The organism is Pseudomonas sp. (assembly GCF_033723075.1).
In the GTDB taxonomy this organism is placed as follows: Bacteria; Pseudomonadota; Gammaproteobacteria; order Pseudomonadales; family Pseudomonadaceae; genus Aquipseudomonas.
In genome coordinates, this window is sequence record NZ_JAWVXU010000001.1 from 46,624 (window position 1) to 72,246 (window position 25,623).

General features: G+C 59.1%; 17 protein-coding genes, 3 tRNA genes and 1 pseudogene. 8 read left to right on the plus strand and 13 right to left on the minus strand.

From position 1 onward, the window contains the following. The first annotated feature begins 74 nt into the window (after nt 1-74). The 4 genes from R3355_RS00260 to R3355_RS00275 all read left to right on the plus strand — a co-directional run bounded on the left by R3355_RS00260 (nt 75) and on the right by R3355_RS00275 (nt 4,798). Complete coding sequence (locus R3355_RS00260; RefSeq protein ID WP_318959563.1) at nt 75-2,828, plus strand: response regulator; 2,754 nt, start codon at nt 75-77, stop codon at nt 2,826-2,828. A gap of 107 nt (nt 2,829-2,935) precedes the next feature. Then, nucleotides 2,936-3,931 (plus strand): 2-hydroxyacid dehydrogenase, encoded by a 996-nt coding sequence (locus tag R3355_RS00265; protein WP_318959564.1) that lies wholly within the window; start codon nt 2,936-2,938, stop codon nt 3,929-3,931. Nucleotides 3,932-3,959: 28 nt separating this feature from the next. After that, nucleotides 3,960-4,397, plus strand: a complete 438-nt coding sequence (locus R3355_RS00270) for a hypothetical protein (protein WP_318959565.1) — start codon at nt 3,960-3,962, stop codon at nt 4,395-4,397. Next, on the plus strand, nt 4,394-4,798 hold the full coding sequence (locus R3355_RS00275; RefSeq protein ID WP_318951327.1) for an META domain-containing protein: 405 nt from the start codon (nt 4,394-4,396) through the stop codon (nt 4,796-4,798). Before R3355_RS00270 ends, R3355_RS00275 begins: the two co-directional genes overlap by 4 nt. Before the next feature lie 210 nt (nt 4,799-5,008). Here the strand turns inward: R3355_RS00275 and dinB are convergent, their stop codons facing one another. The 13 genes and pseudogenes from dinB to R3355_RS00340 form a co-directional block, all read right to left on the minus strand. Further along, nucleotides 5,009-6,070 (minus strand): DNA polymerase IV, encoded by a 1,062-nt coding sequence (dinB, locus tag R3355_RS00280; RefSeq protein WP_318959566.1) that lies wholly within the window; start codon nt 6,068-6,070, stop codon nt 5,009-5,011. A 267-nt stretch (nt 6,071-6,337) separates the two neighbouring features. Then, nucleotides 6,338-6,657: pseudogene (locus tag R3355_RS00285) on the minus strand (IS30 family transposase); the annotation flags it as partial. Between the two features lie 274 nt (nt 6,658-6,931). After that, nucleotides 6,932-10,162, minus strand: a complete 3,231-nt coding sequence (locus tag R3355_RS00290) for an EAL domain-containing protein (RefSeq protein ID WP_318959567.1) — start codon at nt 10,160-10,162, stop codon at nt 6,932-6,934. Beyond that, entirely contained in the window at nt 10,159-10,617 is a 459-nt protein-coding gene (locus R3355_RS00295) for a response regulator (RefSeq protein ID WP_318959568.1), read from the minus strand. The genes R3355_RS00290 and R3355_RS00295 overlap by 4 nt, the downstream gene beginning before the upstream one ends. After that, entirely contained in the window at nt 10,614-15,119 is a 4,506-nt protein-coding gene (locus R3355_RS00300; protein WP_318959569.1) for a PAS domain S-box protein, read from the minus strand. The genes R3355_RS00295 and R3355_RS00300 overlap by 4 nt, the downstream gene beginning before the upstream one ends. Continuing rightward, on the minus strand, nt 15,119-17,365 hold the full coding sequence (locus tag R3355_RS00305) for an ATPase, T2SS/T4P/T4SS family (protein WP_318959570.1): 2,247 nt from the start codon (nt 17,363-17,365) through the stop codon (nt 15,119-15,121). The genes R3355_RS00300 and R3355_RS00305 overlap by 1 nt, the downstream gene beginning before the upstream one ends. 9 nt (nt 17,366-17,374) lie before the next feature. Beyond that, entirely contained in the window at nt 17,375-18,505 is a 1,131-nt protein-coding gene (locus tag R3355_RS00310) for a sensor histidine kinase (protein ID WP_318959571.1), read from the minus strand. Further along, nucleotides 18,505-19,167: a GTPase domain-containing protein gene (locus tag R3355_RS00315; protein WP_318959572.1), complete on the minus strand. Its 663-nt coding sequence runs from the start codon at nt 19,165-19,167 to the stop codon at nt 18,505-18,507. Before R3355_RS00315 ends, R3355_RS00310 begins: the two co-directional genes overlap by 1 nt. Further along, entirely contained in the window at nt 19,160-19,702 is a 543-nt protein-coding gene (locus tag R3355_RS00320; RefSeq protein WP_318959573.1) for a response regulator, read from the minus strand. Before R3355_RS00320 ends, R3355_RS00315 begins: the two co-directional genes overlap by 8 nt. A 1-nt stretch (nt 19,703) precedes the next feature. Continuing rightward, complete coding sequence (locus R3355_RS00325) at nt 19,704-21,044, minus strand: HD domain-containing phosphohydrolase (RefSeq protein ID WP_318959574.1); 1,341 nt, start codon at nt 21,042-21,044, stop codon at nt 19,704-19,706. 2 nt (nt 21,045-21,046) lie between these two features. Then, nucleotides 21,047-22,333, minus strand: coding sequence for an ATP-binding protein (locus R3355_RS00330; protein WP_318959575.1), 1,287 nt, complete (start codon nt 22,331-22,333; stop codon nt 21,047-21,049). A gap of 652 nt (nt 22,334-22,985) precedes the next feature. Further along, a complete protein-coding gene (locus R3355_RS00335) occupies nt 22,986-23,561 on the minus strand; it encodes an Arm DNA-binding domain-containing protein (RefSeq protein WP_318959576.1) in 576 nt (191 codons plus the stop codon). 217 nt (nt 23,562-23,778) lie between these two features. Next, on the minus strand, nt 23,779-24,000 hold the full coding sequence (locus tag R3355_RS00340; protein ID WP_318959577.1) for a zinc ribbon domain-containing protein: 222 nt from the start codon (nt 23,998-24,000) through the stop codon (nt 23,779-23,781). 264 nt (nt 24,001-24,264) lie between these two features. On the opposite strand from R3355_RS00340, the gene R3355_RS00345 reads away from it, so the two are divergent. The 4 genes from R3355_RS00345 (at nt 24,265) to R3355_RS00360 (ending at nt 25,442) form a co-directional block, all read left to right on the plus strand. Continuing rightward, nucleotides 24,265-24,341: transfer RNA gene (locus tag R3355_RS00345), tRNA-Met, on the plus strand. 123 nt (nt 24,342-24,464) lie between these two features. Continuing rightward, a tRNA-Met gene (locus tag R3355_RS00350) sits at nt 24,465-24,541 on the plus strand. Nucleotides 24,542-24,665: 124 nt separating this feature from the next. Further along, nucleotides 24,666-24,742, plus strand: a tRNA-Met gene (locus R3355_RS00355). A gap of 151 nt (nt 24,743-24,893) precedes the next feature. Beyond that, nucleotides 24,894-25,442 carry a cytochrome b gene (locus tag R3355_RS00360; RefSeq protein WP_318959578.1) on the plus strand — a complete coding sequence of 183 codons (549 nt, stop codon included), beginning with the start codon at nt 24,894-24,896 and terminating at the stop codon, nt 25,440-25,442. Nucleotides 25,443-25,623 lie beyond the last annotated feature (181 nt).

Here is a 25,623-nt window from a genome sequence, read left to right on the forward strand (position 1 = left end):
ACTATTGTTCAGCCAAGTCCAGCCGCTACACTGCCAGCTTGAGTTCAGCCAACAAGCAATGAGGAAGGACGTCCGTGTTCAAGGATCTAGGCATAAAAGGCCGCGTACTCATGCTCACCCTGCTACCCACCAGCCTGTTGGCGCTGGTGCTGGGGGGCTACTTCATCTGGGCGCAGCTGTCGGACCTGCAGGCACAACTGCTGCAACGCGGGCAGATGATCGCCGAACAACTGGCGCCACTGGCCGCGCCTGCCCTGCAGCGCCATGACGCGGCCCTGCTGCAACGCATTGCCACGCAGACCCTCGAGCAGCCCGACGTGAGAGCCGTCAGCTTCCTCGGTGTCGAGCGCGCACGCCTGGCCCATGCCGGCCCGGGCATGCTCGATCAGCCACCCGGCGATGACCCGAGCCAGGCGGGCCGACGCAGTAGCCAGGATGCCACGCGCTTTCTCCTGCCGGTGCTGGCACAGCACCTGAGCCTCACCGGCGAGCCGCTGGCGCGTCCCGACAGCAAGCTGCTCGGCTGGGTCGAACTGGAGTTATCGCACCAGGGCACCCTGCTCAAGGGTTACCGCAGCCTGCTCGCCAGCCTGCTGCTGATCGGTACCGGCCTGATCGTCACAGCCCTGCTCGCCCTGCGCATGAGCCGCAGCATCAACGAGCCCCTGCGGCAGATCAAATACAGCGTCGCCCAGCTCAAGGACGGCCACCTGCACACCCGCCTGCCACCGCTCGGCAGCCATGAACTGGACGAACTGGCCTCGGGCATCAACCGCATGGCCGAATCCCTGCTCAACGCCCAGGAAGAGTTGCAGCACAGCGTTGACCAGGCCACCGAAGACGTGCGGCAAAATCTGGAGACCATCGAGATCCAGAATATCGAACTGGACTTCGCCCGCCGGGAAGCCCTGGAGGCCAGTCGGATCAAATCCGAATTCCTCGCCAACATGAGCCACGAAATCCGGACCCCGCTCAACGGCATTCTCGGCTTCACCAACCTGCTGCAGAAAAGCCAGCTGACCCCGCGCCAGCAGGATTACCTGGGCACCATCGAGAAATCCGCCGACAGCCTGCTCGGGATCATCAACGAGGTGCTCGACTTCTCCAAGATCGAGGCCGGCAAGCTGATCCTGGAAAGCATTCCCTTCAACCTGCGCGACCTGCTGCAAGACACCCTGACCATCCTCGCCCCGGTCGCCCATGAGAAGCGCCTGGAGCTGCTCAGCCTGGTCTACCGCGACACACCGCTGACTCTGGTGGGCGACCCGCTGCGGCTCAAGCAGATCCTGACCAATCTGGTCAGCAACGCGATCAAGTTCACCCGCGAAGGCAGCATCGTCATGCGCGCGATGCTCGAAGACGAGAGCCCTGACCGCGCCCAACTGCGCATCAGCGTGCGCGACACCGGTATCGGCCTGTCCAGCGAAGACCTGCGCGCACTGTTCCAGGCCTTCAGCCAGGCCGACAACTCGCTGTCGCGCCAGGCCGGCGGCACCGGCCTGGGCCTGGTGATTTCCAAGCGTCTGATCGAGCAAATGGGCGGCGAGATCGGCGTCGACAGCACGCCCGGCGAGGGCTCGGAGTTCTGGATCAGCCTGAGCCTGCCAAAAGCCCGGGATGACGCCGAAGACCTGCCCCGCCCACCATTGCTCGGACGCCGTGCGGCAATCCTGGAAAGCCATGAGCTGTCACGCCAGGCCTTGCAACATCAACTGGAGGACTGCGGCCTGCTGGTCAGCACCTTCGACAATCTCGACAACCTGCTCGAAGCGGTCGCCAGCGCGCGCCACAGCAGCCAGCCGATCGGCATCGCCGTGCTCGGCGTCAGCACCCAGCACCTACCGCCGGAGCGCCTTGGCCAGCGCATCTGGGACCTCGAGCGCCTCGTCTGCAAGACCGTGGTGCTCTGCCCTACCACCGAACAAGCGCTCTACCACGAAGTCCTGCCCGACGCGCACAGCCAGCTGCAAGCCAAACCGGCCTGCACACGCAAGCTGCAGCGCGCGCTGGCCGAACTGATCAGCCCGCGCCAAGCACCCACGGAAATCAGCCAGCCAGCCCCGAGCCGCCCACCACTGGTGCTCTGTGTCGACGACAACCCGGCCAATCTGCTGCTGGTGCAAACCCTGCTGGACGATATGGGCGCCCAGGTCAGCACGGCCAACAGCGGCTACGAAGCCCTGGAAAGAGCCCAGCAGCAAAGCTTCGACCTGATTCTCATGGACGTCCAGATGCCCGGCATGGACGGCCGCCAAACCACCGAAGCGATTCGCCAGCACGAGAGTGAACACAGCCTGCCCCCCGTCCCCATAGTCGCCCTGACCGCCCATGCCCTGGCCAACGAAAAACGCGCCCTGCTGCAAAGCGGCCTGGATGACTACCTGACCAAACCCATCAGCGAACGGCAACTGGCCCAGGTGGTACTCAAATGGACCGGCCTGGCGCTACGCAATCAAGGCCCCGAGCAAACCAGCGAGAGTGCCAACGCAGGCCGCGGCCTGCACGTACTGGATGCAGAAGAAGGCCTGCGCCTGGCAGCCGGCAAAGCCGACCTGGCCGCCGACATGCTGAGCATGCTGCTGGCCGGCCTGCCGGCCGATCGCCAGGCCATCCGCCAGGCCCGCGACGCAGGCGAACGCAACACCCTGATCGAACGCGTGCACCGCCTGCACGGTGCCACCCGCTATTGTGGCGTGCCGCAACTGCGGGCCGCCTGTCAGCGCAGCGAAACCCTGCTGAAACAGAATGACCCCGCCGCGGCCAGTGCACTGGACCTGCTCGACGCGGCGATAGAACGACTGGCCAAAGAGGCGCAGATCAGTGCCTAGCAGCCTGTCGGGAAATATAAAATATTGCGATTGAGCCCGACCTACGCGGCCCGACCCAACAATTTATTGTCAATCGGCATTCTCGGACAGGCTGCCCAGGAGTCGGCATGCGAATTCTCTTTTTCAGTAGCAAGCCCTACGACAGCGACAGTTTCAATGCCGCTGGCGCGCCCGCCGACTATCGATTGCACTTCCAGCAGGCACGCCTGACCCTCGACAGCGCCGCCCTGGCGGCGGGCCATGAAGTGGTCTGCGCCTTTATCAATGATGACCTCTCGGCACCCGTGCTGGAGCGCCTAGCCGCCGGCGGCACACGCCTGATCGCCCTGCGCTCGGCAGGCTACAACCATGTCGACCTCAAGGCCGCAAAGCGGCTTGGCCTGTGCGTGGTCAGGGTACCCGCCTATTCACCGCACGCGGTGGCCGAGCATGCAGTCGCCTTGATCCTGGCACTCAACCGGCGCATTCACCGCGCCTTCAACCGCACCCGCGAAGGCGATTTTTCCCTGCACGGCCTGACCGGCTTCGACCTGCATGGCAAGCACATTGGCATCATCGGCGGCGGCCAGATCGGCATGGTCTTCGCGCGGATCATGGCCGGCTTTGGCTGCCGCCTGCAGGTGTGCGACCCGCACCCCGTGACGGGTCTGAGGGAGCTGGGCGGCAGCCAGGTATCACTGGCGCAGCTGTTAGCCGACAGCGACATCATCAGCCTGCACTGCCCGCTGACCGAGAGCAGCCACCATTTGATCAACGCCCAGAGCCTGCATCAGATGAAACCCGGGGTCATGCTGATCAACACCGGACGCGGCGCCCTGATCGATACCCCGGCGCTGATCGGCGCGTTGAAAGACGGCCAGCTCGGCTACCTGGGACTGGATGTCTACGAGGAAGAAGCCGAGTTGTTTTTCGAGGACTGCTCCGACCAGCCCCTGCAAGACGATGTGCTGGCACGCCTGCTGACCTTTCCCAACGTCATAATCACCGCCCACCAGGCATTTCTCACCCAGGAAGCCCTGGCGGCTATCGCCCGCACCACCCTGGACAACATCACCGCCTGGGCCGCCGGCACACCGAGCAATCAGGTGCCGCCCGGCGCGTGATAGCATTTGCCGCTGACTTGGAGGAACCATGGCCGAACACGATTTCCGCTACAACCTGCTCAACCCCGAGCACACCCTGATCGAATGCCGCGCACTGGCACCGGGCCGTTACCAGGTGACAGGCAACGGCGGCTCGATGCGCAGCGGCGACAGCCTGCTGGTCACCCTCAAGGGCAGCCGCGAGCTGAGCATGCGCTTAGAAGTCGAGAAGGTACGCCACCTGATCAATCCGCCCGGACAATGGGTCGCGGTCGCCAAAGGCCCGGTCTTCGGTGAATTGGCCATCTTCAATTGGCAGGTCAACTGCGACGGCTGCGCCGCACAACTCGACTTCGAGTTTGCCGTCGATGCCGCGCTGGGCAAGAAAGCCCAGGCGCCTGCAGCCGAAGCACGGATCAACGAGCTCGGCTGGCGCAGCCAGAACGGCAAGCACCTGTGCCCGAAATGCCGAAAGGAAGCCGCATGAAACGCACCCTCGCCGTCGGCCTGCTCAGCGCCAGCCTGCTCGGCTGCAGCAACGTGCCACTGCAACTGGAAACCGAACGCAGCTATCAGGTGGAATGGATTGGCGAACGCCCACTGATCGACCGCAGCCACCTGACCATCACCCTCGGCGCGGACGGTCGCGCCTATGGCAACGCCGGCTGCAACCACTGGTTCGCCAGTTACACCCTGGCAGGCGAACGACTCAGCTTCGGCGCCGCCGGCAGCACCCGGAAAATGTGCGCTCCAGCACTGATGGAACAGGAAGCACGCTTCCTCGACAGCCTGGGCCAAGTGCAGCGCTGGGATGTCTCGCCGATCGAGCAACTGCGCCTGTGGCCGGCAGAAGGCAAGCCGCTGCGCCTGTGGCCGGAACAAGGCTGAGGGGGCGCCGCCTATCTCCCCTGTAGGAGTGGGGGGGGACGCCCAGTTCCATGCCCGCGAAACGCATCGCGGGCATGGCCCGCTCCTACAAGTACCTACAAGCCGACAAACGCAATTACCTCAAGTTTGCTGCGCGACAGCGCGACCTCGAAGACGCGGCGGCCGCCCCTACGTATGGGCCGTGACGCGGTATGCATCCGCGGCGCCACCTCAACGGGCAAACAACTCCAACTGCTCATGCCGCCCACGCAAGTCGTGCAGACGCACGCCGACGCCCAATAAACGCACCGGCTTGTTGCCGCGGGTGAAGGCGGCGCTCAGCAGCAACCTGTAACTGTCCAGATCACGACCCGCACCGGCCTGCTCCAGAGTGGTCTGGGTGAAGTCGTGGAACTTGATCTTGACGAAGGGCTTGTCCGGTCGATAACTCGCATCCAGCCGCGCCATGCGCCTCTCCAGCTCGTCGAGCAACTGCGGCAGTTGCCCCAGACAGGCCGGCAGATCCGGCAGATCCTGGTCGTAGGTGGTTTCCACGCTGACCGACTGGCGCCTGCTGTCGGTCTGTACCGCGCGCTCGTCGATGCCGCGGGCCAGCCCCCAGAGGCGTTCGCCGAAGCTGCCGAACTCTTTGGCCAGGCTCAGCCTTTGCCATTCGCGCAGGTCAGCGCAGGTGCGGATTCCGCGCCGCGCCAGCTTGTCGGCAGTCACCTTGCCGACCCCGTGCAATTTGCTCACCGGCAAGGCCGCCACAAACGCCTCGACCCGATCAGGGGTGATCACAAACAAGCCGTTGGGTTTCTTCCAGTCGCTGGCGATCTTGGCCAGGAACTTGTTCGGCGCCACACCCGCCGAGACGGTGATATGCAGCTCCTGCGAGACCCTCCGACGAATGTCCTGGGCAATCCGCGTGGCGCTGCCGGCAAAGTGCGGGCTGTCCGAGACATCCAGATAGGCCTCATCCAGCGACAGCGGCTCGATCAGCTCGGTGTACTCACGGAAGATCGCCTGGATCTCGCGGGACACCGCCTTGTACGCCTCCATCCGCGGCTTGACGATCAGCAGGTCCGGGCACAGCTTCAACGCATGCCCGGAGGCCATCGCCGAGCGTACTCCGTAGGCGCGGGCCTCGTAATTGCAGGTGGCAATCACCCCGCGCCGGTCCGCAGCGCCGCCCACCGCCAGCGGCTTGCCGGCCAGACTCGGGTCGTCGCGCATCTCGATGGCGGCATAGAAGCAGTCGCAATCGACGTGGATGATCTTTCTTTGCTTCATAAGCTTTTGATTTTACTTGTACAAGCTAAAGAAACACGACGACTAATACCCGCTTTGATACCCACTATTTTCTCGGCTGGACTTTCTGCGCGCGACGGCATCACAACCGTTCGTTGGCTGACAAACGGTTGATAAAAATAGAACAACCTGCCTTGGCGGGGAAGCCAAAATAGCCAGATGAGGACGTGAAACAACAGACCAAATAGCTGCATTGCTGATTCAGATGATGGATTGGACTGGCGGTTGCAGGAGCTGAGTGCAACTCTGTTATTGAATTGAAGTGCGCGCATCGTGCCGCATAGCCATGGCCTTTTGCATCACCTCCCCCCATCATTTCGATCGGACATTTGAAATCGAAGCGTTTACGGGGGCGCATATTCAGTTGCAAGGCAATGGCATCCAACTGTTCTTGGCTGTGTCCCGACAAGTCAGTCCCCTTTGGGCAGGTACTGACGGATCAGACCGTTGATGTTTTCGTTGCTGCCGCGCTGCCAAGGGCTGTGCGGATCGCAGAAGTAGATCGCTATGCCGGTTTTCTGGGTGATCTCGGCGTGTCGCGCCATCTCCCTGCCCTGGTCGTAGGTCAGCCTCAGGTATTGCACTCGGTTTTTGCCGCCGCCCTTCACTACCACCACGATAATGAATGCCAGGCCCACTGCACCCCAGTCGTCCCCACCATCGAACGCAAGACCGCTTCCCGTAAAGCCTCATCAATGCCGTCTACCGCATGAAGCAAAACTGCCAACCTTCCTCGGCAATTTGTAGCAAAACACGCCATGACGTTCAGAAGACGAGTTTCAGTAGCCCAATCCGCGCAAATCGGACCACCCGTTAAGAGCGACACGATTGTAATAGTAATGCTTACTCCACCTCATGGACGTCGGAGACCTTACTCTGCGCAATCATGAATTCACGAAAAGATTGCGCAATATTCTGTCTAAGTTCATCGTCATCCCAAGGTTTCGTGAGGAACTTGTAGATAGCACCCTGATTGATGGCGTCGGTTACGGATTTCAGGTCGGTATAACCGGAGAGCACTATGCGGATAGTGTTTGGATAGAGATCCTTGACCCGGCTGAGAAACTCGGTACCACTCATCTCAGGCATACGCTGGTCGGAGAGAATGACTTGTACATCATGTTTGGCCAGTAATTCGAAGGCATCCCGGGCGCAAGTAGCCATGAGGATTTTATAGCCGTCACGGCGTAACACACGCGCCAAAGCACGGAGAATATTTTCCTCGTCGTCGAGCAAAAGCAATGTTTGCGTTTGCTCGCCGTGGGCAAGGCTTACTTCTGAATCCGCCTCGTGTCCCCTCAAACGATCACGTAGGAAGCCCGCAATCTCGGCATAGGGCATCGGCTTGGCGAAGTAGTAACCCTGAAACTCGTCGCAGCGGCATTTCTTCAGGAAAGCGAGCTGCGGCTCGGTTTCCACCCCCTCGGCGACCACCTTGAGCCTCAGGTGATGTGCCATGGATATGATGCCTTGGGTAATAGCAGCATCGTGGCGATCGCTGATAATGTCTTTAACGAAGGAGCGATCAATCTTGACCTTATCGATCGGCAAGCGCTTCAGGTAGTTGAGGCTTGAGAAACCCGTACCGAAATCGTCGATAGCAATGCGGACGCCAAGCTCTTTAAGTCGATGCAGGGTTTCAATGGCTCGTTCTGCATTGTTAAACAACACTGTTTCAGTGATCTCTAGCTCAAGAAGCTCAGCGCTAAGCGAGTGTTTCTGCAGCACCGCTTGCACACTGTCGACAAAATTGTTGCGCTGAAAATGCACCGGAGAAATATTCACGGCAACAGTGGGTCCAGTCAAACCTTGCTGGCTGTGTTGCCGAATCTGCCGACAGGCCGTGTCGAGCACCCATTCGCTCAGCGGAATGATCTGTCCAGTGTCTTCGGCGAGTGCGATGAAGGTATCCGGTGGGATGAAGCCCCGGTCAGGGTGCTGCCAGCGCAGCAGGGCCTCGAACCCAACGACCCGCCCGCTACGGCCATCGATCTGCGGCTGATAGTAGAGTTCGAAAGCCTGGCTCTCGATGGCTTTCTGCAGCTCATTGCGTAAGGTGACACGCTCACCCACGCGCTGATTGAGGTCGTTGGTGTACCACTGATAATTGTTGCGGCCCTCCTGTTTAGCCTTGAACATGGCCAAGTCGGCCTGCTGAATCAGCTGCAGCGGCTGCTCAAGTCCACCATCGCTCAGGGTAATGCCAATACTCGCCGTAATATGTAGATCGATACCCTCTACTCGATAAGGGCGGGCGATGCTGGCGATCAAGCGCTCCGCGACCTGCAGTACGTCTTCCTCGCGCGCCAAATCTGGCAGCAGCACAATGAACTCATCACCGCCCATGCGCGCCACGGTATCGCCTGGACGCACTTGGGCGGACATGCGTTGCGCCACTTCGACCAGCACCTGATCGCCTAGATGATGACCGATCGAATCGTTGATCGGTTTGAAGCCATCCAAGTCGATGAACATCACCGCCAGGCTACGCTGATAGCGCTTGGAAATTTTACAGCCCTGGCGCAAGCGATCCTCGAGCAGACTGCGGTTAGGCAGGCCGGTTAGCAGATCATGACAGGCATTGAAACTGAGCTCAGCTTGATAGCGTCTTTCTTCGGTGATGTCGTTCTGTACACCGACAAAATGGGTGAGTTCGCCGCACTCGTTGAGGACCGGCGAGATGTACAAATCGTTCCAGAATGGCGTGCCGTCCTTGTGGTAGTTGAGCAACACAACATGCGCATCATCTTGCCGGGGCAGGTTAGTGCGAATGATCTCGAGCGCTGCCTGGTCGCGCTCGCCCGCCTGCAGGAAACGGCAGTTGCGACCCAAGGCTTCGTCTGCGGAGTAACCGGTAATGCGCTCGAACGCCGGATTGACATAGATGATCGGTTGATCGTGCTCGCGCGCATCTACAATAATCACACCGTTGTAGCTCGACTCCAGGCTGCGTTTGAGCAGGCGAAGCTGCTTTTCAGACTCCTTGCGTTCGCTAATATCACGCAGTGACAACAGGCGTACCTGACGCCCCTCCCAATCCGTCTCAGCCAGATGGATCTCCACAGCGACCTCGTCACCAGCAGGGGTTGGCAGGTTCCATTCGAAGAGCTCTTCGCTGATATCGGGCAACTCGAAGCACTGCTGAAGCAACTGCTGCTGGGACGTGCCAAACAGCGTCTCAGCAGCCTGATTGGCGTAGCAGACGACGCCGGTATTATCGACAACCAGCACGGCATCACGGGTATCGCTCAACAGTTTGCGGAAGCTGTGTTCGCGCCGCTGCGCCTCCAGACGGGCCTTCTGTTTTTCCGTGACATCGATACCGACCACCAAAAAACTGGGCTGATTATCAAAAGTGAAATCATGCACCAACACTTCCGCACAGACCTCATGTCCATCCTTGTGCAGGTATGTCCAGATGCTAGCGTCCAGATCACTGATGTACGCAGCCCGTAGCGTCGAATTGAAATACTCAAGGAAACGCTCCTGCTCCTGCGCACTGCGAACATCCAAAACGGTCATGGCAAGGAACTCGTTCTGGCCATATCCCAGAAAACGGGTAGCGGCGTGATTAACCGCCAGAAAGACCATGGTCGCCTTGCTGAACACCCAAATAGGTTCTGGATTCGACTCAAACAGCATGCGATAGCGTGCTTCGCTGTCAGCTAGTCGTACTGTGGCCTGACAGCGGTCGATCGCATAACGAATGCTCCGCGCCAACTGAGGGCTGTCGAATTGACCCTTGACCAGATAGTCGGCCGCCCCCAATTCGATTGCACTGGCATCCAGCTGGTTATCGCCTTGCCCAGTGAGTAGGATGATCGGCTTACGCACACCAGCCTGGAGGGCGCACCCAATCAGTTCCAGCCCCGACTCAGCTCCCAGCCGATAATCCACCAGGTAGAGATCGTGCGCTTGACTCAAGACAGCTTGCAGGGCCTGCTGGTAATCGCTGCACCAATCCAGCACAAAGGCTTGCGCCATTCCCTGACGCAGTAAATCTTGGGTTATGAGGAAGTCATCCTCGTCATCGTCGATCAATAGCAAGCGCAATGGTTGGTCAAGCACACTCATAAACGGTTCCTGTCCACTGGCAGCTTGACGATTTCCAGCCAGTAGCGACTGAGCGCCTTTACTACTTTGAGTAAGCCACTGAAGCTCACGGGTTTGGTGATGAAAGAGCTTCCTCCGGCCTGGTAGCTGTGCACGATATCTTCCTCGGCCGAAGAGGTGGTCAGAATGACCACTGGAATGGCGCGCAGCTGCTTATCGGCATTGATCTCAATCAGTGCTTCACGTCCGTCCTTCAACGGCATATTGAGATCAAGCAAAATCAACCCCGGCAATGGATGCAGCTTGTCGTCGTTATACGGCGGGCGACGCTTGAGGTAGTCCATCAACTCCTCGCCGTTGTGCACAAAATGTAACGGGTTGGCGACCTGGCACTCCTTGAATGCCTCACAGGTAAGCAGGCAATCATCAGGGTCATCATCGGCAATGAGTATGTGCACGGGATGTGAATCGGTCATGCATAAGCCTTATCGGACGCGGGAAAGGTAATGCTAAAAACGCTGCCCTTTCCCGGGGAGCTGATTGCGCTGATATGTGCGCCATGCCGTTCGACAATCTTCTTCACTACTGCCAGGCCGATACCGGTTCCGGCATAAGCCTGGCGGCTGTGCAGACGCTGAAAGGGGTTGAAGATACGGTCAAGATACTTTTCATCGAAGCCGATGCCGTTGTCTTCCACGCAAAGGTTCCAGGTATCAACATCCTCATGCTCCGTATAGATGCGGATAACAGGCCTGATACCAGGTGCCTGAAACTTTACGGCATTACTTATAAGGTTTTGCAGCACTTGGCGTAGCTGAGTCGCGTCTCCCATTATTGTCGGCAACTGCGCGTAATCGACTTGCGCCTGGGTGCGTTCCAATGTGCTCTCCATGTCCTCCAACACCTCGCTCAGAACCTCCGCAAGTTGCACCCGCTGGAACGGTTGGCCACGGCTGCTGACCCGCGAGTAGTCGAGCAGATCGATTATCAACGACTGCATGCGCGCTGCGGCAGAGGTCATGCGCTGCAGGTAATCACGGCCCGACTCATCCAGAGCCTCCGATCTAACCATTAGACGTTCGGCAAAGGCCTGGATCTTGCGCAGCGGTTCCTGCAAATCATGGGAGGCAACGAAGGCGAACTCTTGCAGCTCGCGGTTGCTGCGCTCGAGCTCGAGCAGGGTGGCCTGCAGCTCCTGCTCGGTGCGCCGACGCTCGCTGATGTCACGAAAATAGGCGGCTATGCCCTCATCGGAAGGGAAGGCATGGACTTCGAACCAGCGCTTGAGTGGTTCGTAAAAAACCTCGAAATGCTCAGATGTGCCCTGCGCCGCCGCACGCAAGTAACGCACGCCGATCTCGCCCTCGCGCACGCCGGGAAGTGAAAACCACAAGACCGTACCCAGTAATGCCGCCGCCTGCACCCCGAGCAAGCGTTCGGCCTCGCCGTTGACGTACGTGAAACGCCAGTCGTTGTCCAACGTGTAGAAGCCATCACTGATACTTTCCAACGTGGTAGTGAGGCGTCCAGCTAGACGCTGCAACTCGCGCTGAGTCTGATTCCGCTCGCTGATATCCTGAAAAGCACCAACCATACGTACGATCTGCCCACTCTCGTCATGTACTGGCTGGGCGGTGATCCGCGCATCAAGTAAACGACCATTTGCAGTGCGGATCTCCAGGTCTAGGTCGAAGCTCTTGCCCTGTTCTGCACACGCGCGCATTGCCTCGCCGAACACTTTGCGGGCTCGCTCTGGGTAGAGGGTAAAACTCTCCTCAAAACTTGGAATGACACCCACCGGATACTCGAGCAGGCTACACATTTCTTCCGACCAGCTCAGCATGTTCTCCGGCAATTCGAGCGACCAACCACCAAGCTTCGCGGTGTGCCCAGCCATACTTAGCAGCATAGTACTGCGACGAATCTGTTGTTCGATTGTGCGCCTCTCCGTGATATCTCGAGCAACGCAATAAATCACCTGATCCTCACCCAAGGCCGCACTCAGTTCCAGCCAGCGTTGCTGGTTTGTGGCATCCAGCGTTCGGATTGCAAGCCCCTGAACCAGCTCGCCACACTGCAATTGATGCACAGCCTCTTTTACTTTGGCCCGGTCATCATGATGAATTAGATCCAAGTAGGAATAACCGATCAGCACAGAAGCGGGGTAACGCAACACCTCGGCAAAGGCTGGATTGACTTGAATGAAGTTCCCCCTCATATCAATCATGCAGAACATTTCCAGGGACAGCTTGAAAAACTGGTCGCGCTCGCGGAGCGCCTGGCCGGCACGGCGCTCTGCACTGACATCCTTGGCAATACCGAACACCCCGATGATCCGCTGGTCGACTACTATCGGCAGGGTGGTCACGTCCAGCGTCAACTGGTTGTTCTGCCTGTCGCGGGCGTGCAGCTCATAACGTTGCGGCTGACCCGCACAAGCTGCAGCGAAATGCTCCTCGACGCGTGGCAACTCCTCGTCGACTACCACATCGACGAAACGCTGGCCAAGCAACTCCGCCTCACTGAAGCCTGTCAGTTGCACGCCCGCTGCATTCATGCTTTGAAACCGACCGCACAGATCGAAGGAGAACACCGGGTCTGGATTGAAGGTGAAGAGCGAGCGGAAACGCTGCTCGCTTTCTTGCAACCGCAGCCGGTCGTGCTCACGCTCGATAGCGATAGCAGCCAGTTGCGCAGCGCTGGCGAGCAGTTGAAGGTGTTCATTGTTCGGGGTATGAGCCTGACGCCGGTACATCTCCAAGACACCCAAAACGGCCCCCTGGTGGGAATGCAGCGGCAAGGAGCAACAGGCACGCAAGCCATGCTCCAGTGCGAGACAACGGTAGTCCTCCCAGAGCGGATTCAGGCGGATGTCCTCAACTACCACCAGTTGTCGGAGGAAAGCCGCCGTGCCACTGGAGCCTGCCTTGGGACCGATCGCCATGCCGTGGACGGCCTGGCTGTAGGCCTGGGGCAAGCTTGGCGCCGCACCTGTCAACAGGTGCTGGCCCGCAGCGTCAGTGAGCAGCACCGAGCACAGTGCGCTGGGCTCCTGCGCTTCTACCATCAGGCAAATTGCTGTGAGAATCTCGCTCAAGCGGCGATCGGTGGAGATCATGCTGAGAATCTCGTGCTGCTCCTCGGCGAACGCCTCGTTTTGCACCAGTAGGCTGATATCGTGCGCCACCGCGAACATTGTCTGCTCCTCCTCTGACCAGTCGGCAGACCAGAGGATGTGAACGGTTCGCCCATTGCGGTGACGGTAACGATTGCGGAAAGTGCGGGTCGTTTGCCCGGCCATGACTGTGACCGCCTCTTCCTGGGTGCGCTGGCGATCGTCTGTCAGCACAAAGTCGATAAAGGATCGCCCGATCAACTCCTCGGGTTTGTAGCCGAGCACGGCTTCGCAGGACGGACTGAGCTCACTGAAGCGCCCCTGCACGTCGATCGAGCAGAGCACATCGAGGGAAAACTGCATGATGCGTTGATTCAAGGCCTGCATGCGCAGCTGGCGCTGCAGGCTTTCTTCCAGTTGGCCGTTGGCAGCCGCCAAGTGCCTGGACCGCTCGATGGCCAACCGAGCCAGGCGCTGGCTGACCATCAGGAAAAAACTCAAGGTGAGGCCGAACAACATGGCTAGCGCAGGTAGATAGGCCGCTGTATAGCGCGCTTGGGGATTACCGATATAGGAAACCAGGCGCCAGGTCATGTCATGGTGCAAGGTAACTTTCCGCTCGCCAATGGGGATAACTTCGCTGCCCGGCTCGTTAGCTGGCGAGCCGTAGATCAGGCTATCGCCCTGGTACACACGCATGGAGAAACCGTACAACTCGCGCCCCAGCAACTCATCCAGCGCCTCTTGGATATTTTCGCTTGCAACCAACAGCCAGCGCTCATGACCTGGCAGTTGCAGTGGCAGCGCAATCAGTGCGTGGTTTCCCTGACCCGCGGCGTAGCGGCGGACACTACTCATATGTGTCAGTTGGTCGACCTGCACATGCTTTAACCATGCTGCTTGACTTGGGTCGCGGAGAAATTGCTTAAGCCAGTCATCCTGCCCCAGAGATTGGGGCTCGAGCCAGTACGGCCGTAAGTCGTTGTTGAGTACCGCCACGGCGCCGAGCTGCGGGAAGTCGCGCAGATAGCTGCGGGCCTCCTGCTGCCACAAGGCCGAGGACGGCAGACGGCCCACTGCTTGCCAGCGCTCAGCCATGCGCTGCATGAGTTCGAGGCGCTGCTCCAAGTGGGATGTGGTGGCTCCCTCCATCTTGGTCAGCAGCAGCTCGCTTTCGCGGTTGATCGATTCAACTCCCTGCTGGCTAAGTACATACCAGCCTATGCACGTCAGCAGCGTAGCAATACCGCCGGCTGCCAGTGCCTGGCCGTCCAGCAAGCCCTTACGTTCTCGAGGCAGGAAGCCGAGCAGAATCACAGCCACACCCAACAGCACGCAAAACACGTTGGCGATATGGGTCGCCGAGTACTTGAAGCCAAGGTGGTGAGCCTCAAGCGTTGGCCAGGCAACGCCCAGCAGGCCAACCGTACCCAGGAGCATGACTGCCACTCCGATCACCTGACCGCAACGCTTGGCCTTGCGCGATCCAATACTCAACAAGAGCGCAACGAGCAGCAGGAGCACGGTCAGCGCCAGAGCACTGCGTGCGCGCAAGAAGCCGCTGACCCAGGAGACGCCAACGTCTGCACCACCGGCCAGGTAGTTATGCGACAGGGTATATAGCGCGAAGCAGAACAGCAGCATGGCGGCCATGCCCAATACTCTGAACGCCTGCCTGGCCGCAGCTAATAAGGCCAGCCCCAAGAGCGACGCGAAAAAGGCACCGTCTGGCAGCAGCACCAGCGTATGAGCGGTCGGCTGTTCGACACGCCAATAGCTCATCAGACTGAGAATGCCCATTGCCAGCAAAGCAAAGCTCAGGACGTGAAGATATGCCTGGAAGACCAAATAACGAGCCTTCATCAGTATTCCTCCACATCCTGTGGACCGAGGAGGCGCAGCACCTCCTCAATGGTGGTCAGACCGCAATGGATCTTCTCCCGGGCGTCATCGAACAACGTGGTCATGCCCTGCTCGCGGGCAATGGCCTGCAACTGGGTTGCGCCGGCGCCCTGGGAGATAGCGTCACGCAACTTGTCGCTCATGGTCAGCACCTCGTGAATACCTACCCGGCCCTTGTAGCCCTGGTTGCAATGCTCGCAGCCTCGCCCCTGGAAAAACTGCAGGTTCGGCTCGAGCAGACACGCCGCCAGGCTTCTCAGCACCTCCTTGGAGGGCGTCACAGGGACGCGGCAGTGGCTGCAGATGCGCCGTACCAACCGCTGGGCGATGATCGCCTCGAGTGCAGAGGCCAGCACATAGGGCTTGAGACCTAGGTCGAAGAGACGGGCGATGGTCGCCGCCGCCGAATTGGTGTGCAGGGTGGAGAACACCAGATGGCCGGTGAGAGCGGCATGGAAGGCCACGTCGGCGGTTTCCTGATCGCGGATCTCGCCAAGCAGGATGACATCGGGGTCCTGGCGCAGGATCGCACGCAAGATGCTGGCGAAACTCAGACCGATCCGTTCGCGCACCGGCACCTGGCCTGCCAGGTCGACATGGAACTCCACCGGGTCTTCGATAGTGACGTAATTCTTCTCCGGCGAGGCCTCGTGCTGCAGCAGGGCGAACAGCGTAGTGGTCTTGCCGCTGCCGGTCGGCCCGGTGGCAAGGATGATGCCCTGCGGTTTGCTCACCACATGCAGCAGGCGCTTCAGGTTGTGCGCCGACAGGCCGAGATCTTCCAGCGATTGCGCCGCGGACTGACGCTCCAGCACGCGCATGACGATTTTTTCGCCGTTGATGGTCGGCAGCGTGGAGATGCGCAGGTCGACGATGCGCATCGGCGTCTTCACCGTGATCCGGCCGTCCTGCGGGCGCCGCCGTTCGGTGATGTCCAGCTCGGCCATCACCTTGATCCGCGAAACCAGCGACATCAACAGGGTACTGGGGATCTGGATCTTGTCCTGCAGCACGCCGTCAATGCGGTAACGCACCACTATCTGCTTGGTTCGCGGATGAATATGAATGTCGCTGGCACCCAGGCGCAGCGCCTCGAGGATGATTGCGTTAACCAGGCGGATCGCTGGAGGATCCTCCGAGCTGCCCAGCAGCTGCTCGAGGCTTTCGGTGTTGGCGTCGTCGTCGAGGACGATCTCGATGCCTTCGTAGGGGTCGCTGTTACCGACCACCGTTGCCAAGTCTTCGAGCTGATTGCCGGGTTCGCCGAATATCTCCCGAAATTTGTTTTGCAGCTGCTCAAGCTCACACAGTAAGGGATGGATACTGAAGCCGGTCATGAAGCCGAGCTCTTCGATCAGCCCCATGTCCATCGGGTCGGCCATCGCCAGGCGCAGGCGCTTGTCGGTAACCCGCAGTGGCAGCACCAGCTGCCGCGTGCAGACCGCTTGCGGCACCAGAGCCAGCAGGGGCAGGTCGACCTGAAACTCGCGCAGGTCGACTTCTTCGAACATCAGGTCCTTGCGCATCAGCTGGTAAATTTTGTCACTATCGATCCAGTCGTGCTGCATCAACTGGCGCATCACCGGGGTCTTGTGGGTCTGCATCTCCTTGTGCAGCAGCTGGATCTGCTGGGCGTTTAGCAGGCCTTTCTTGTGCAGCATGATGGCCAACTGGCTGCGGTTAGTGACGCCGAGCTTGGCAAGGGTTGCAAGATCGCGGCTCTGTTGGTGGTTCTCCTGCTCGAGGGCGCGGTTGCGCTGCATCAGTGCATATTGCTCGAGGGCCAGGGCAATAGTCAGACGCAGATCATCATCGTTCCAGGGCTTGAGAATAAAACGGTAGACCGCGCCGCCCTTGACTGACCCCATAACCGCATCAGTGCTGGCATGCCCGGTGAGCATGATGCGAATGGTCTCCGGCCAGCGCTCGCGTACCTGAGCGAGGAGCTCACTGCCATTCATCTGCGGCATCATGAAGTCGCTGATGATCAGATGAATCGGCTGCCCACCAAGAATTTTCAGCGCTTCAACACCGTTGCGGGCGAAGTGCAGCTCATAGTTCTCGCGCTGAAACACCCGGCGCAGAGCAGCGAGAATGCCCGGCTCGTCATCCACCAAGAGCAGACGATAGGGTGCGCTGGACACGGCATCGATCTCCTCGAGATTGGGCCCCTCTCCGACAAACAGCGATGCATAACGTTTGGCCACGAGAGTTCCTTAATGGCTGAGAAAGCGCAGGGTCACTCGAGTGCCCGTACCAACACGGCTGTGCATCAGGATCTCGCCCTGATGAGCGGTCATTATGTCGCGCGCCACGCTCAAGCCCAGGCCGCTTCCCGAGCCGACCGGGCGAGTGGTGAAGAACGGGTCGAAGACCCGTGACAAATCGTCTGCGGGGATGCCGCAGCCGTTGTCCTCGACGATCACCTCCAGCGCCCCATCCGCGCCCATGCGGCTAGTGATGCGTATGGTGCCCGGCCCAGCGAGGGCCTTCACCGCATTGTCCAACACGCTGTAGAAGACCTGCGAGATCTTCGCCGGATAGCCGGCCAAGTGCGGTAACTTGGATAGTTTCCGCTCGACATGCAACGCCTGACTGCTCTCGGCCTGCAGCAGGTGACAGGTGGTGCCGATCAACGCATTCAAATCACAGGGCACGAAATCAGCCTGATCGATGTTGGAGAAGGTCTTTAGGTCGGTGACGATGGCCGCGATGCGCTGGGTACCGCTGAGCGATTCGCCCAGCAGATCCTTGAAATCCTTCAGCAATAGGGCGCTGACGGGGTCACTGGGCAGTTTTACGCTCAGCTCATCGAGATAGTCGTCGGCTACCCGCAGATTGCTGGCAATGAAGCCTATCGGGTTGTTGATCTCATGGGCGACCCCGGCGGCTAGCTGGCCGATCGAGCGCAGGCGGGCCGTTTCGTAAAGCTGCTGTTGAGCTTGTTCGATGACCTTGACCTGCTCGTCGACCCGCGTCTGCAACTGCGCGGAAAGCTCTCGGTAGCGCGCCTCGGAGGCCTGTAGGGCGTCATGCTGGCGTTGTAGCTCGGCGAAGCTGGCCTCAGTGGTGTCGTGGTGCAGATTGGCGGCCAAGCGATACTTGCCGACATAAAACAGCACGAACTCCAACACCCGGGCCGCAGCCTGCTGCACCTGTGGCTGCTGCGGGCAATGCAACCAGGCCAGGGTTTCCAGGTTGAACTCGACCGGCTCGGCATCATCGCGATAGTGCTCGTGCAGGCTCAGCGGCAGAGCAACCAGGGCCTGCAGCAGCTGCAGCAGGCGTTGCTGGCGCTCGATCGGGAGCAGATCGATCAACCGCGGGTCATCCTCGAAGCCCAGCATCAGTTGCCCCCCTCTGCCATGCTCAGCTGGCGAACAAAGGTCGCCGCGTCTATGCCTTCGCCATCAGCCAGTTGGTACTCCTGGTCGAGCGCGGGGTAAAGCCGCTCGAGTAGAAGGCGAAAGCTTTCTACCACCCCCTGACCACTGATCGCCGAGGCCATGCACAACGGCGCCCAGGGCGTGTCCCGCCAGCGTGCCTGGAGCCCGCCCTCCTCAACCGCGTCGGGTACGTCGCGCTTGTTGAACTGCACCACCAGTGGCAGTTGCTCGATATCCATGCCGAGCTTCTGCAGATTGTCGGCGAGATTGTCGAAGGCATTGGCATTGTTGTCCTGCTGTGCCGCCTGCGAATCGGCGACGAAGATCACCCCGTCGGCGCGTGACAACACCGCCTTGCGCGTGCTGTCGTGCTGTACCTGACCCGGCACGGTGTAGAGCTTCAGACGCAGATCCAGGCCATTCTCGCTGCGCAGGCCGATCGGCAGCACGTCGAAGAACAGCGTGCGGTCGTCGCGGGTCTCGAGAACCATGAGCTCGCCCTTGCGCTGCGGGCGCAGCAGCGTGTGCAGCTGCATGAGGTTGGTGGTCTTGCCGCTCAGGGCCGGCCCGTAGTAGACCACCTTGAGCGTGAGCTTGCGTTCGTGCGCGAGATAATCAGCCATGGTCGGTACGCTCTTTGAGCTCGATCAGGACTGCACCATCGGTATCGCGCTCAACCCGAGTGATTCCTGGGTATTCGGCTTCCAGACGGATCAGTTCGTCCTGCTGCCGCTCTAGAGCCGTCTGCTGCTTACGTACCTGGGAGAGCAGACGATGATTCTCCTGTCGCAATAAATACAGATCGACGCACGCACACACAGCAGTTTCGATCTCGTAATCTTCCCAGGGCTTTGAGAGAAAGCGATAGATTTCCGCGCGGTTGATAGCCTGCAGCATTGATTGCCGATCACCATGGGCACTGAGCACCATGCGAAAGGCATATGGCTGACGCTGCTTGGCGAATTGAAGGTAAGTAATGCCATCTAAATTCGGCATTTTATAGTCGGAGATGATCACGGCATATTCATGCTCAGTGAGTGCATCCAAAGCAGCCTGAGCATCGCTGAAGACGTGTACCTCCCAGCGATGCGGGTGTAACACCCGCGTCAGCGCACTAAGGACATGCGGTTCATCATCCACTAACTGAATTTTGATCACTCTAAGCTTCCTCTTGAGCAGGCGTCTGGTTCTCGGGCTTACGCACGAATAACGTGTAACGCCCGCCCTCAGAAGCCTCGAACGCCATAAGCTTATTGATTAACGCCGAGGTCAGTGACTTGTCCTCGTTCAGTAGCAACATGCCGTTCTCAGCATGAAGATCGCGCGCCAAGACCATACCGGGCTCCAGGCGTCGGGTATCCAGCGCAAGGATGCTGACGTCGGTCAGGACCAAATCCGGAGTCAGGTTATTGCAAAGATCAATGAAACGACTGGAGAGTTCGGGATCGTAGAGCCGACCGGTGTATTTCTTTATCAGCAGCAGCGCGTCGTCGCGGCTCAGCTTGCGGTCAAGGATCATGCCGCACTGCAATTCGATGAAGTCCACGGAAAGCTTGAGCAGGCGTGCGCCCAAAGGGATTGCTTCGCCCGCCAAACGATCGGGGAAGCCATTGCCATCCCAACGCTCCTGGTGATGTCGGATCAGTCGACCCGCATCCTGAACAGGCTCCAGAGTCATCAACAGGCTTTCGCCGAGCGCCGGATATTGGCGGTAGCGCGCTCGACCTGCTTTGTATAGCAGGTCGGACGGCTGACCGAGCAGTTCATCATCCCAAGCCAACTTGCCGATGTTGTACAGCGCAGCGGCCATGGCCAAGTCGTTACTGGTACGGTCGTCCAGCTGATAGCACTCAGCATAAGCCTTGACCAAAGCGATCACTTTCGTGTTGGTCTGGCGCTCTCTAGTTAGCCGCTGATTGACCAGATTGGCAAACACCTCGGTCGCGGTAACATAGCTGCGCCGCAACTCGACATAGGCAAGGTCGAGCATGTCTGCGGTCTGCTCAAGCTCGGCGGTGCGGTCGTGTACACGCTGTTCAAGGGTCGCGTTCAGCTCTTGCAAACGTTCGTTTTGCTCGTGGGTTAAGCGCTCCAAGCGCAAACGCTCACGCTCGGAGTGTTGGAAGGCCAAAGCCTGATGAATAATCGAGCGCAGTTCATGGTCATCCCACGGCTTGCTGATATAACGATAAATCTGCCCTTCGTTAATCGCCTTGACGGTGGTGGTGATGTCGGCATATCCCGTAAGCAGGATACGCACACATTCCGGCCAACGCTGCTGTACTTGGGCCAGCAAGGTGGCACCGTCCATCCCAGGCATGCGAGCGTCGGAAATCACAAGGTCGATCGGCTGCTGGTCCAGCAACGCAAGCGCCGCCTCACCGCCACTGGCGGTGAGCAATCGGTAGGGCTCACTGCGCAGGATCCTGCGTAAGCTATTGAGAATGTTCTCCTCATCGTCGACTAGAAGCAGAGTAGTGACGACTTCAGATTCCCGCACACTCATATCGCCTGCCCATCGGCCTGAACCAAAGCACTCGGCTGATGAACCGGTAGCCAGACGCGAAAGCGCGAACCCTTACCCACCTCACTGTGAACTTCTATACGCCCGTGATGCTTCTGCACGATGCTGTAGGAAAGAGCCAGGCCAAGCCCGGTTCCCTTGCCTACCGGCTTGGTCGTGAAGAAAGGCTCAAAAATGCGATTGAGTAGCTTCGGCTCGATGCCTTTACCCGTGTCCTCGACCTCGATCCAGATCCAGTCGCCGTCGCATGCAGTGCGCAGGGTGATACGTCCAAATTTCTCGATGGCATGTGCAGCATTGACTAACAGATTCATCGCTACCTGATTGATCTGCGAGGAGATGCAATCCACCTCCGGCAACGCGCCATACTCCTTGACCACTTCAGCCTTGTACTTCAATTCGTTGCTGACCACGTTGAGGGTGCTATCCAAACCGCGGTGCAGATCGGCCAGACGAAATTCCTCCTCCTCTATATGGGAGAAGTCCTTGAGCGCGCTAATGATCTGTTTGACTCGATCGATGCCATCCCCCGACTCGCTGATCAACGCTTCCACATCGCCTCGAATGTAGTCGTATTCGAGGCTGCGCTTGAGTTGACGCACGTCATCAAGGCTCGTAGCACCGTCTACCGCATCGATGATCTTCAGTAGGTCATGCACATAACCATCGAGGGTCTTGAGGTTCGAGAACACATAGCCGATGGGGTTGTTGATCTCGTGAGCGACACCCGCCGCCAATTGACCGATTGCCGCCATTTTCTCCGATTGCAACAGCTGACTATTGGCAGCTTCCAATTTTCGAAGCAGCTGATCCTGCTCCACCTGCTTACCACCCAAGGCATTCAGAGCCAGCTCCAGCTGCTCGCTGGATTGAGCCAGAGTACTGGTTTCATACATCACCAAGCCGTAGTGGATACTGCCATCGGGGGTTTCGAAGGGAAAAAACAAGGTGCTCTGCAGCGCCAGTAGCCCATGCTCGGCCGTTGACACAGGCAACTCCACAAGAGCCGGCATTTCCAGCCAGTGACTGTAGACATGCGTGGACTTGTCACGCGCCAATTCGACCATCCGCTCGAAGCGCGAGGTATCCGCCTCAGGGAAGATATTCACAAAAAGCTGCCCCTTGGCTTGGTCAAGGTTCTTGCCACAACGTTGGGCGACGAAAGCATTCCAATGCTGAATACGCGTATTCGCATCGAGCACGATGATGCCCAGACCGATCCTTTCGACCAAGGCACTGAGCAGCTCATTCGGATAGCTATCCATTTCGCGCTCCTGGGGCGGGAACTAGTGAGCATTGCATTGGCCGATATTTCCGCGGGCGCGAGCCAGACAATATAATGACGCCATTATCATGACTTCTATAGCAATAAGCCACCAACTACTTTCCCCCGAGTCACACCGAGGCAGACTAAACCTCCCCTGGCGCTGGTAAGCGACAAGCACGACAGCAATGACCTGAACCACCCCGGCCACCCACAACCATTCAGTGTTAGCAGGTACTCCCTTCCAGCACACACTGCCAGCCACCTCGCCCTCGCGACGCCAACAGATATCAACCTCCTCCCCTGAATAAACTTCCCACGGCGACTTACAGCCCAGTCACTTAACTACTGTGCCCCTTGAAGGAAACGACCCACTTGAGCGCCAAGCAGATATCGGAAGCTGAAATGCGCGAGGTATTTGGCCTTAGCCCTTCATCCCCGAAAGAATCAAGGCAGCGTCCTCGACACGGGTCTGGCGATCACAGATATGGCCGCTGTGCTGGGTAACTAAGTCAGGCTGATATAGGTTCATCACTACTTCTCGCGTTCGTTGTTGTGCGCGATTAACTCGTAGTGAAGTGTATGGGGCCTAACTGGCCGACCGCCTTGCCTGAACCGGTGAATATCTGCCAGGAAGCCCGCTGGTCTGCCTTTCAGTCTGGGGATGTGAGGACAGTTCGAATCTGAACCGCCCGGGGGATTCCAAGGGCTCTTTGGTATGAGTCATGCCGCGCGGGCGGGCTCAGTAAGTTGTCGATAGTAAAGGGCCACGGCCTTGGTTTGTGGCATGTAGCCGATGAGCCCCAGCAGCCCCGAAAGAAAAAGCCAAACAATCTACAGTTTACCCTTGTCGAGTGGAGCGTCAGACAGAAAACAGGAAGCCCTGCCTTCAGGTTCGAGTACCGTTCCCGCTCGATCAGCACCCTCGCCGCTCGGCTTGAAGCCGAGAACGCCGTGCGGCAGCAAGGGCTGGAAGCGAACATGGACCGGAGCCGGCCCTGCTTTACCAAAGCCCGGGCACTATCACGCTCCGCACGGGCATCAGCCAACCCCTCCTCGGGATACTCGCCGATGGCGAAAACGTTCTCGACACCGTCGATTTTGTACCGGTAGCGCCAGAGCGTGCTCCCGGCAGGGCGAATCTCAATGAAAAGCCCCCGCTCATCGCTAAGTTTACGGGGCTTGAGGCCGGGCTTGGCTTGGCGGCTCTGGACATCGGTCAAAGGCATGGTGGGTATCCTCTCGCGGGTTACGAACCCCGCTTAAATACCCACTTTTTCCTCTGTTGGGCGAGCACGCAGCGAACGCTAACGGACACCAAACGCCCTGGCGGCGCAGCACTCGACCATCAGAAGGAAGCCAAAAAATATTCGGGGACGGCAGTCGCAATCGACGTGGATGATCTTTCTGGCGCTCATATTCCGTTGTCGTTAATTCAGCCGTCCGCTACTTCTCCACCGTCTCGGCCGCTGGCGCAGGCTCGACCACCTTAGTGTCAGGCTTGTTCATATAGGCCTGAATCACCAGGATCACAATCAGCATGAAGGCCGCCAGCGGCAGCAGCTTGGTCTTCTTCGGCGCAAGCGGCGGCACGTCAACGCCACAGGCCGGGCAGGTCGTTGCCTGGTTCGGTAGCGGCGCACCGCAGGCTTTACATTCGAGTCCCATCATCATTCTCCAACTGAATAACCGCCGACTCTAGCCCAACAGCGGGTTGATGGGCTATGCCAGCGATGATCGGACGGCGCAGAGCCCCACCTGACAGGACACCCCCGACACCCCCGCTCGCCCGGCCTTATCCCTCGCCAAGCCCCGGCCAGCCGGGCCTGACGCCGGACTCAAGCGCCCGACACAACGCTAAGCACCTGAACGAACAACAGTTTTTCCCAAGACAAGAGTTGACAGACGGTTTTTTGGCGATAGAATTGGCGCCGCGGGATGGAGCAGTCTGGTAGCTCGTCGGGCTCATAACCCGAAGGTCGTAGGTTCAAATCCTGCTCCCGCAACCAGTTTTCCGAAAAGGCCACTCAATCGAGTGGCCTTTTTCGTTTGCGCCTTCCAGACCTACTTAAGCAATTGATTAAAAAGCAGAAATCAGTTGACAAGAACACTCATGCGGATAGAATTGGCGGCGCGGGATGGAGCAGTCTGGTAGCTCGTCGGGCTCATAACCCGAAGGTCGTAGGTTCAAATCCTGCTCCCGCAACCAGTTTCCGGAAAGGCCACTCAATCGAGTGGCCTTTTTCGTTTGCGCGCTCGCCACAGTCATTAACGCAATTGATTGAAAAGCAGAAATCGATTGACAAGAATGCTCATACGGATAGAATTGGCGGCGCGGGATGGAGCAGTCTGGTAGCTCGTCGGGCTCATAACCCGAAGGTCGTAGGTTCAAATCCTGCTCCCGCAACCAGATACTCAAGAAGGCCACTCAATCGAGTGGCCTTCTTGCTTTCCGCCATTCGGGTTTCCAGGCGCGAACAGCGTTCCCGCTCAGCAAAGCTTAAGCTTCACGTGCCTATGCTTGCGCTGTTCAATCCAAACAGCAGCGGAGCCGCATCACCATGTCCTGGAAAAATACCGATACGCGTTTTGGCAGTCTATCGATCACCCTGCACTGGCTGATGCTGGTGCTGATCGCAGGCGTGTATGCCTGCATCGAACTCAAGGGCAACTTCCCCAAAGGCAGCGAAACCCGCGACCTGCTCAAGCAGTGGCACTTCATGCTCGGCATGGCGGTATTCGCGCTGGTCTGGCTGCGTCTGCTGGCGCGCTTCATTGCCCCGACACCGAAGATCAAACCCGCCCTGCCCGCCTGGCAGAACTTGCCCGCGCAGATAATGCACCTGGCACTCTACGCCCTGATGATCGGCGCACCACTGGCCGGATGGTTGATCCTCAGCGCAGCCGGCAAGCCCATACCGTTCTTTGGCCTCGAACTGCCGGCGCTGGTCGACAAGACCCCCAAGCTCGCCGGCACTGTAAAGGAATGGCACGAATGGGCCGGGGTCGCCGGTTACTGGCTGATCGGCCTGCACGCCGTCGCCGGCCTGTTCCACCACTTCATAGGCCGCGACAATACCTTGCTGCGCATTCTGCCGCGCCGGGCCTGATCGCCGACACGCAGAGCCGGAGGACGGCCGGGCGCACCAGACGAAGCGAACGCTGAACGCCCGCCGTCTTTCACCCGCGGGCGTTCGGAACAGAACGCCGGGCGGCGATCCATTCGGAGCGTAGCGACAGCCGGCCAGTTTTGTGCCGCACCGATGAACCACGGGGCTCTGCCTGCGACGA

Excerpts from the sequence above, each read along its gene's own strand:
- R3355_RS00265 (WP_318959564.1), top strand. The coding sequence starts at position 2,936 with ATGCGAATTCTCTTTTTCAGTAGCAAGCCCTACGACAGCGACAGTTTC.
- R3355_RS00270 (WP_318959565.1), top strand. The coding sequence starts at position 3,960 with ATGGCCGAACACGATTTCCGCTACAACCTGCTCAACCCCGAGCACACC.
- R3355_RS00275 (WP_318951327.1), top strand. The coding sequence starts at position 4,394 with ATGAAACGCACCCTCGCCGTCGGCCTGCTCAGCGCCAGCCTGCTCGGC.
- dinB (WP_318959566.1), bottom strand. The coding sequence starts at position 6,070 with ATGAAGCAAAGAAAGATCATCCACGTCGATTGCGACTGCTTCTATGCC.
- R3355_RS00290 (WP_318959567.1), bottom strand. The coding sequence starts at position 10,162 with ATGAGTGTGCTTGACCAACCATTGCGCTTGCTATTGATCGACGATGAC.
- R3355_RS00295 (WP_318959568.1), bottom strand. The coding sequence starts at position 10,617 with ATGACCGATTCACATCCCGTGCACATACTCATTGCCGATGATGACCCT.
- R3355_RS00300 (WP_318959569.1), bottom strand. The coding sequence starts at position 15,119 with ATGAAGGCTCGTTATTTGGTCTTCCAGGCATATCTTCACGTCCTGAGC.
- R3355_RS00310 (WP_318959571.1), bottom strand. The coding sequence starts at position 18,505 with ATGCTGGGCTTCGAGGATGACCCGCGGTTGATCGATCTGCTCCCGATC.
- R3355_RS00315 (WP_318959572.1), bottom strand. The coding sequence starts at position 19,167 with ATGGCTGATTATCTCGCGCACGAACGCAAGCTCACGCTCAAGGTGGTC.
- R3355_RS00330 (WP_318959575.1), bottom strand. The coding sequence starts at position 22,333 with ATGGATAGCTATCCGAATGAGCTGCTCAGTGCCTTGGTCGAAAGGATC.
- R3355_RS00335 (WP_318959576.1), bottom strand. The coding sequence starts at position 23,561 with ATGCCTTTGACCGATGTCCAGAGCCGCCAAGCCAAGCCCGGCCTCAAG.
- R3355_RS00340 (WP_318959577.1), bottom strand. The coding sequence starts at position 24,000 with ATGGGACTCGAATGTAAAGCCTGCGGTGCGCCGCTACCGAACCAGGCA.
- R3355_RS00360 (WP_318959578.1), top strand. The coding sequence starts at position 24,894 with ATGTCCTGGAAAAATACCGATACGCGTTTTGGCAGTCTATCGATCACC.